The organism is Isoptericola sp. NPDC057559, from assembly GCF_042801555.1.
Classification (GTDB): domain Bacteria; phylum Actinomycetota; class Actinomycetes; order Actinomycetales; family Cellulomonadaceae; genus Isoptericola.
Genome location: NZ_JBHVFQ010000034.1, coordinates 25,430 through 33,404, shown reverse-complemented (window position 1 = coordinate 33,404; position 7,975 = coordinate 25,430). Strand labels below are relative to the sequence as shown.

The 7,975-nt window shown below is 76.8% G+C and carries 5 protein-coding genes; 3 read left to right on the top strand and 2 right to left on the bottom strand.

What is annotated here, in order from left to right:
• Positions 1 to 59: 59 nt before the first annotated feature.
• Complete coding sequence (locus ACFU5J_RS20065) at positions 60 to 1,346, bottom strand: NAD(P)/FAD-dependent oxidoreductase (protein WP_430579895.1); 1,287 nt, start codon at positions 1,344 to 1,346, stop codon at positions 60 to 62.
• Positions 1,347 to 1,442: 96 nt separating this feature from the next.
• Here ACFU5J_RS20065 and ACFU5J_RS20060 point away from each other — a divergent pair, with 96 nt between their 5' ends.
• Positions 1,443 to 1,796 (top strand): DUF3017 domain-containing protein, encoded by a 354-nt coding sequence (locus ACFU5J_RS20060; RefSeq protein WP_430574705.1) that lies wholly within the window; start codon positions 1,443 to 1,445, stop codon positions 1,794 to 1,796.
• Positions 1,797 to 1,888: 92 nt separating this feature from the next.
• Here ACFU5J_RS20060 and ACFU5J_RS20055 read toward each other — a convergent pair whose 3' ends face one another.
• The gene (locus ACFU5J_RS20055; RefSeq protein ID WP_430579894.1) at positions 1,889 to 2,911 is read right to left on the bottom strand and encodes an MIP/aquaporin family protein; all 1,023 of its coding nucleotides are present in this window, start codon (positions 2,909 to 2,911) and stop codon (positions 1,889 to 1,891) included.
• Between the two features lie 301 nt (positions 2,912 to 3,212).
• On the opposite strand from ACFU5J_RS20055, the gene ACFU5J_RS20050 reads away from it, so the two are divergent.
• Complete coding sequence (locus ACFU5J_RS20050; RefSeq protein ID WP_430574707.1) at positions 3,213 to 4,202, top strand: malate dehydrogenase; 990 nt, start codon at positions 3,213 to 3,215, stop codon at positions 4,200 to 4,202.
• 122 nt (positions 4,203 to 4,324) lie between these two features.
• Entirely contained in the window at positions 4,325 to 7,882 is a 3,558-nt protein-coding gene (locus ACFU5J_RS20045; protein WP_430579893.1) for an ATP-binding cassette domain-containing protein, read from the top strand.
• The last annotated feature ends 93 nt before the right edge of the window (positions 7,883 to 7,975 follow it).

Here is a 7,975-nt window from a genome sequence, read left to right as displayed (position 1 = left end):
GCGTGCTGGCTTGATCCTCGAACGTGCCGTTCGAGGATCAAGCCAGCACGCTCGATGCGTCAGGCAGGGTCGGCGACGGCGGCCTTGAGCCGGAGGGCGGGGTCGAGGGCGCGTGCCAGGTCGAGCCGCAGCGGCTCGCCGCGGCTCATGAGGCGGCGTACGCCGCCGACGTCGCGCGGGGAGTCGACGAGCAGGACGGCGCGGACGCCCGCGACGCCGTCGGTGGCCGCGCCGTCGGCGGGGTCGAGGTAGAGGGCCGCCCACGGCCCCTCGCCGGGGGTGCCGCGCAGCACGACCGGGGAGTCCGCGGCGGGCAGGCCGAGCAGGGCCAGGTCGTGGCCGAGCTGCTGGGAGAAGACGTAGGGCGCGTGGCCCCCGCCGTGGGCGCCCTCGACGCCGAGCAGGGCGCGGACGGTCGGGTCCGGGTCGTGCAGGGCGGCCGACCAGTGGCCGCCCGGCACCGTGCCGAAGACGGGGTGCGCGCGCGAGGCGACGTCCCCGACCGCCCACACCCGCGGGTGGCCCGGGACGCGGCCGTCGGCGTCCACGACCAGCGCGCCCCGGGGGTCCAGCGGCAGGGCGCCCGCGAGCCACCCCGAGGCGGGGCGCGCCCCGACGGCGGTGAGCACGAGGTCGGCGGGCACGTGCTCGCCGTCGGCCAGGCGCACCCCGGTGTCGTCGACGGCGGCCACGGCCGCCCCGGTGCGCAGGCGGACCCCGGCGTCGGCGTACCAGCCCGCGAGGCGGGCGCCCACCTCGCGGCCGAGCTGGCGGGAGAGGGGCGCGTCGGCGGCCTCGAGCACCGTGACCTCGGCGCCCGCCCCGGCGGCCACGCCCGCGAGCTCGGCCCCGATCCAGCCCGCCCCCACGATCACGAGCCGCAGGCCCGGGCGCAGCGCGGACCGCAGGGCCTCGGCGTCGGCCGCCGTGTGCAGCAGGGCGGACGCGTCGAAGCCGGGCGGCACCACCGGCACGGACCCGACCGCGAGGACCACGGCGTCCGCCTCGACGCGGTCGCGGGACGTCACGACGGCCACGCCGTCCGGTCCGAGCTCGAGCGCCCGCGCGGGCTCCGCCAGCCGGACGTCGTCGGCGAGCGCCTCGACGTCGACGCCGAGGTCCTCGCTCAGCCACACGGGACCGGGGCGCGTCAGCAGCTCCTTGGACAGGGGCGGGCGGTCGTACGGCGGCACCCCCTCCGCGCCGAGCAGCGTGACGCGGCCGTCGAAGCCGTGCGCGCGCAGCGCCGCGACCGTCTGCGCGCCCGCGAGGCCCGCGCCCACCACGACGACCGTGCGCGGCCGGGAGACGGGCTGGGAGGGGGTGGCGGTCGTGGGCTCGGGCACGCTGCTCACCGTAACCCGGTGGCGCTCGCCCTCGGGTCGGGCCGTGCGCGGGCACCGGGGACGGGTGCCCTCCCGACGACGGTAGGCTCGTCTGCCGTGGATCCCCGTGCACTGCCCGACCCTCCCGGAGGGCGCAAGCCCGCGCCCACCTGGCACTCCGTCGAGGCCGAGCACGAGGAGACCCCCCGCGCCGTGCCCGGCCCGGAGCGCGCGATCGTCACGGTGCTGAGCGGGATCGTCCTGGCCGTGCTGCTCGGCGTGCTGGTCGGCGCCCGCCTCGGCACCGGCGTCATCGCGCTCACGCTCGCCGTCGCGGGCACCTGGCGAGCCACCTCTCGGACCGGCCCGGTGGGCCTGGTGGTGCGCAGCCGCGGCTTCGACGTCTTCCTGTGCTGGGCGGCCGCCGTCGTCATCGGGGTGCTGGCGCTCACGGCGCCCGGCCTGAGCTGAGCGGCGTCCCCCGGACGCCACGAGGGCCGGCACCCCCGCGGGGATGCCGGCCCTCGTCGTCGTCCGTCGGACCGTGCCGACCGGAGCCGGGGTCAGGCGCGGGGCGCCTCGCCCTTCGGCTCGTCGTCGGACGCGGCGTCCGTGGCACGCTCCTCGGCGTCGGCCTCGGAGGCCGCGGGCAGGGCGCCGTCGTCGACGACGTCGTGCTCGGCGGCGACCCGGTCGGCGTCGACCGGCGTGGTGCGCTCCTCGACCGTCACGGCCGCGTACTCGAACTCGGTGAGCGCGATGGCGGGCACCGGCTGGAAGGCGCGCACGAACAGGGCGGCGAGCGCCGCGCCCACGAGCGGGGCGAGGACGAACACCCACAGCTGGCCCCAGGTCCACCCGCCGCCGAAGACGGCGGAGGCGAACGACCGCGCCGGGTTGAGCGACGCGTTGGTGACGGGCCAGGCGACGATGATCAGCGCGCCGAGGGCCAGGCCGATGACGACCGGGGCGAACGCGGACTTCGAGCGCTTGCTCGTCACGGCGAGGATGATGCCGACGAAGACCGCCGTGACGATCACCTCGACGAGGATCGCGGCCCACATCGTGAACTCGACGGGCGAGCCGCCCTGCTGCGCGGCGGCCGCGGTGAGGGCGCCGGCGGGGGCGTGCGAGCCGAAGCCGTTCGCCGTGCCCTGGAAGAGCTCCGCCTTGGTGGACACCTGGGCGAACGGGAGCAGCGTGTCGGGGATGATCGAGAACATCACGGCCGCGGCCGCGGTGCCGCCCACGAGCTGGGCGACCCAGTACGGCACGAGGTCGCGCCAGGAGGCGCGGCCCGCGAGCGTGACACCGAGGGTCACCGCCGGGTTGAAGTGGCCGCCGGAGACGCCGCCGACCGCGGCGATGGCGCCCATGACGAGGATGCCGCCCGCGAGCGCGACCGTGATGATCTGGCCGTTGTTGAACAGGTTGAACGTGGCGGTGCCGACGATGCCGAGCACCAGCACGAACGTGCCGAAGGCCTCGGCGGCGAGCCGCGCGAACAGGCCGTACTCGATGCTGTCGGCCGCGGGCTCGACGTCGACCGAAGCCGTACCGCCCTCGGCGGCGATGTCCTGGGACATGAGGGTCCTTCTCTGTTCGGGAGACGGGCGTCTCGGTTCGCCCCCGCTCGGAGGGCCGGTCGTGCGTGACCGGCCTCGCAGGCCGGCAGCGCGGGCATGCTTCCACCGTGGTCTGAACGGTTGCTGAGCGCGGGCCGACGGTGGCGCTGCTCGCACCGTACCGCGCGTCGTCCCAGGTCGCGCTCCGCCACGGCGGTCGGCGCGCCGGTCGGAGGCCGCTCGGACGCTCTCGGCGGGCGCCGCCGTGCCACGGTGCGGAACGGCGGTCGACCCCGGCGCCCGGCTGCGTCAGAGTAGGGGCATGACCACACCAGTGAACGTCACCGTCACCGGGGCGGCGGGCCAGATCGGGTACGCGCTGCTCTTCCGGATCGCGTCGGGCGCGATGCTCGGCCCCGACACCCCCGTGCGGCTGCGGCTGCTGGAGATCCCGCAGGCGGTGAAGGCGGCCGAGGGCACCGCCATGGAGCTCGACGACTGCGCCTTCCCGCTGCTCGACGGGATCGACATCCACGACGACCCGACGGCCGGCTTCGCGGGCACCAACATCGCGCTGCTGGTGGGCGCGCGCCCGCGCGGCCCGGGCATGGAGCGGGCCGACCTGCTCGAGGCGAACGGCGGCATCTTCGGGCCGCAGGGCAAGGCCATCAACGCGGGCGCGGCGGACGACGTGCGCGTGCTCGTCGTGGGCAACCCGGCGAACACGAACGCGTTGATCGCGGCGTCGAACGCGCCCGACGTGCCGAAGGACCGGTTCACGGCGATGACGCGCCTGGACCACAACCGCGCCCTGTCGCAGCTCGCGAGGCGGGCCGACGTGCCGGTCTCGCAGGTGCGCCGGGTCACCATCTGGGGCAACCACTCGGCCAGCCAGTACCCGGACGTCTTCCACGCCGACGTCGCCGGCACCCCGGGCGCCCGGTACGCGGACGAGGACAGGCTGTGGCTCGCGGACGACTTCATCCCGACCGTCGCCAAGCGCGGCGCGGCGATCATCGAGGCGCGGGGCGCGTCGTCGGCCGCGTCGGCCGCGAACGCGGCGATCGACCACGTGCGCGACTGGGTGCTCGGCACGCCCGAGGGCGACTGGACCAGCGCCGGCCTGTGGTCGACGGGCCAGTACGGCGTGCCCGAGGGCCTCGTCTCGTCGTTCCCGGTGACGTCGTCGGGCGGCGCCTGGGAGGTCGTCGAGGGCCTGGAGCTCGACGGGTTCTCCCGGGAGCGCATGACCGCCAGCGTGGCGGAGCTCGCCGAGGAGCGGGACGCGGTGCGGGCGCTGGGCCTGATCTGACCCGGCCACGGCCCCCGACGCGGGCCCGGGTCCGGTGCACCTCGGCGCCGGGACCGGGCCCGCGTCGTCCCCGCGATAAAGAGGCGCGGGGCGTCGGTGGGCCCGCATAGGCTTCTCGGGCCATGATCGACGCCTCTGCCGCGCGCGCGGACCACGACCAGACGACTGCCTCCACCGCCCCCGACGACCCGTCCCGTCGTCTCGACTGGCGGCGCCTGCGCGGTCCCGTGGCCGCGGTCGCGCTGGTCGCGCTCGCGCTCGGGGCGGTGGGTGCCGCGCTCGGCACGGTCGTCGCGGGCCGCCTCGCGCAGGACCCGACGACGGGTCTGCTCCTGCTGCTCACGGCCTGCGTGGTCGGCGCCGCCCTGTTCGACGCGGCCGGGCAGGTCGTGTGGGCGGGCGTCGTCGACCGGGCCGAGGGCCGGCTGCGCGGGGACCTGCTCACGGCGGCGCTGCACCAGCCGCTCGCCACGCTGACGGAGCAGGCGGTGGGCGAGGTGCTCGACCGCGTCGACGACGACACGCACGCCGTCGGCACGCTGGTGCGCCGCCAGCTCTGGGGCGCGGGCCGCACCGTGGTGGGCGTCGTGCCCATGTACGTGGTGGCCGGCATCACGTGGTGGCCGGCATGGCTGCTGTTCCCCGTGCTCGGCGCGCTGGCCGGGCTCCTCGTGCGGCCGATGCTGGGCGAGATCGCCCGCCGCAAGGTGATCGAGGAGGCCGCCTGGACCGACCACGCGGCGGCGTTCGAGGAGTCGGTCGCCGCCCGGGACGACCTGCGCACCAGCCTCGGCCAGCCGTTCGCGATCCGCCGCCTGGCGCAGCGCTCGGCGGACGTGCACCGCAAGTTCGCCGCCGTCGTGACGGTCGAGTCCAGGATGCTGCGTCGCGCCGGGCTGGTCCTGGCCTCGCTGCTCGCGGGCGTGGCCGTGGCGGGCGCCGCCCTGGCCGCGGGCGGGGAGCTGCCCGTCCAGGACCTCGTCACGCTGTTCCTGGTGACCGCCATGTTCGTGGGCCAGGTGGACAACCTCATCCACCACCTGCCGGACATCCAGGAGGGCCTCGGCGCGATCACGCGCATCAAGCAGATGCTCGGCGTCGAGCCGGAGCCGACGGGCGGGCGCGACCTGCCCGAGGGCCCTGTCGGCATCGAGCTGCGCGACCTGCACTTCTCCTACGCCGAGGGCACGTTCGCGCTGCAGGGCGTGAACCTGCGCGTCCCGGCGGGGCAGACCGTGGCGCTCGTCGGGCGCACCGGCTCGGGCAAGTCGACGCTCGCGTCGCTGCTGTCGCGCGCCGTCGAGCCGGAGCCCGGCACGGTCCTCCTGGGCGGCGTCGACGTCCGCGACCTGGACCTGCAGAAGCTGCGCGCCGCGGTGGGCGTCGTGACGCAGCGCACCGAGATCCTCGCCGGCACCCTGGCCGAGAACATCGCCCTGTTCGCCGACGTCCCGCGGGAGGACGTCGAGGCGGCCGTGCGCGAGCTGCGCCTGGACGCCTGGGTGTCGGGCCTGCCCGACGGGCTGGACACCGTGCTCGGGCCGGGCGGCACCTCGCTGTCGGCGGGGGAGGAGCAGCTCGTCGCCTTCGCGCGCCTGCTGGTGCGCGACGTGCAGGTCGTCGTGCTCGACGAGGCCACCGCGCGCATGGACCCCCTGACCGAGGCGCGCGTCGTCGCCGCGTCCGAGCGGCTGCTCGCCGGCCGCACGGGCGTGCTCGTCGCGCACCGCCTCACGACCATCGAGCGCGCGGACCTGCTCGCAGCGCTCGACCACGGGCGCGTCGTGCAGCAGGGCCCCCGGGCCCGGCTCGCGCGCGAGGACGGCCCGTACCGCGACCTGCTCCTGGCGAGCGACGCGGCCGAGGCGCCCGTCGCGAGCGCCGGTGCCGCCGAGGAGGTGGCGTCGGCGCTGACCGCGCACGAGGCGGCGCCGTCGACCGCGCACGACGTGGGCGGGAAGCGCCGCCGGGGCGCGGCGCCGGACCTCGCCGACCCGGGCGAGGGGCCGAGCCTGGCGCGCGGCGTGCTGCACGCGCTGTTCGTGCGGCCCGCGTGGGGCGTGGTCGGCGCGCTGCTGTTCCTCGTGGCCAGCCTCGTCTCCGCGCAGGGCGCGCTGACCGGGTTCCTCTGGGGGCAGGCGGTCGAGGGCCTCGACGAGGGCTTCCCGACCGCGCTCATGGTGTCCTTCGCGGTGCTGCTCGTCGTCGCGCCGCTGGCCCTCGCGTGGGCGCTGTTCGTGTACCCGCGCTGGTGGGTGGAGGTGCTGCTGCGCGTGCGGATGGCGGTCATGGCCGGCCAGACGCGCCAGGAGCGGCTGCGCGCCACCCCGCCCGGCGAGGTCGTGGCCCGGTCGATGGACGCGGACCGGTTCGTGCGGTACGCGGACCGCTGGGTGGACTTCGTCAACGGCCTCGTCATCGCAGGCGTCACCGCGCTGCTCAGCGGGTCGCTGCTGGCGGGCGGCGTGCTGCTCGCCGTCATGGTCGTGTCGGCCGCGGCGTCGGCGATCGGCCGCCCCATCGCGGGTCGTTCGGCCACCCGCTCGTCGGCGGCGCGCGCCCGCTTCGGCCGCGCCCTGGTATCGACGCTCGACTCCGCGCGCACGGTGAAGCTCGCCGCGCGCACCCCCGAGGTGCACGCGCACCTGCGGCAGGTGGACGGCGGCCGCGTGCGCGCCGCGATCTTCGAGCACCGCGTGCAGGCGGCGCTGGACGGCGTCCCGATGATCATGGTGCAGCTCGGTGTCGTCGCCGCGTGGGCGGGCCTGCTCACCGGCACGTGGGGGCTCGCGACGGCGCTGCTGGTCGCGAACGCCGTGAACGGGTTCGGGTGGTTCGGCGTGGTCGCGGGCGCGGTCGTGACGGAGGCGCCGGGCACCCGGTCGTGGCAGCGCGCCACGGGCCGCTTCGCCGCGGGCGCCGACCTCATGGACCTCCCGGCGGGCGTCGACCTCCTCACGGGGGACGCTCCGCTGCCGGCGGCCGGCCCGCGCCAGGCGCTGGAGCGGCTGCACCTCGAGGGCGTCACGGCCGTGCACGACGACGGCACCATCGGCGTCTCCGGCGTCGACCTGGAGGTGCGGCGCGGCGAGCTCGTGCTGCTGCTCGGGCAGGTGGGGTCGGGCAAGTCGAGCCTGCTGTCCGCGCTCAGCGGCCTGATGGAGCACACCGGGTCCATCCGCTGGAACGGGCAGGACGTCGCCGACGCCCAGGCCTTCCTGCGGCCCGGGCAGGTGGCGCACGTCGCGCAGGTGCCGCGCGTGCTGTCGGGCACGTTCACGGAGAACGTCCGCCTGGACCACGAGCGGGACGTCGACGGCCCGGTCGCGGCCGCGCGGCTGGGCCAGGACGTCGCGGAGGCCGGCGGCCCGGACGCGCTGGTCGGGCACCGCGGGGTGCGGCTGTCCGGCGGGCAGGTGCAGCGCCTGGCGCTCGCCCGCGCGCTGGCGACCGACGCCGAGCTGCTGCTCGCCGACGACGTCTCCAGCGCCCTGGACGCCACCACCGAGATCGAGCTGTGGGCGTCGCTGCGCGAGCGGGGCACCACGGTGGTCGGCGCGACGTCCAAGCGCGCGGCCCTGTCGCGCGCCGACCGGGTCGTCGTCCTCGCCGACGGCGAGGTCGCGGAGGTCGGGCCGTGGCACGAGCTCGCCCCGCGCTGGGGGCACCTGGCCGGCTGATCGGCCGCCGAGCAGCCCGCCGACCAGGCGAGAGAGGCCCGTCCGGACCACCGGGCGGGCCTCTTTCGCGCGCCCGGGGCCGACGCCCCGAAC

Coding starts and splice junctions, on each gene's coding strand:
- ACFU5J_RS20045 (WP_430579893.1), top strand. CDS start 4,325: ATGATCGACGCCTCTGCCGCGCGCGCGGACCACGACCAGACGACTGCC.
- ACFU5J_RS20050 (WP_430574707.1), top strand. CDS start 3,213: ATGACCACACCAGTGAACGTCACCGTCACCGGGGCGGCGGGCCAGATC.
- ACFU5J_RS20055 (WP_430579894.1), bottom strand. CDS start 2,911: ATGTCCCAGGACATCGCCGCCGAGGGCGGTACGGCTTCGGTCGACGTC.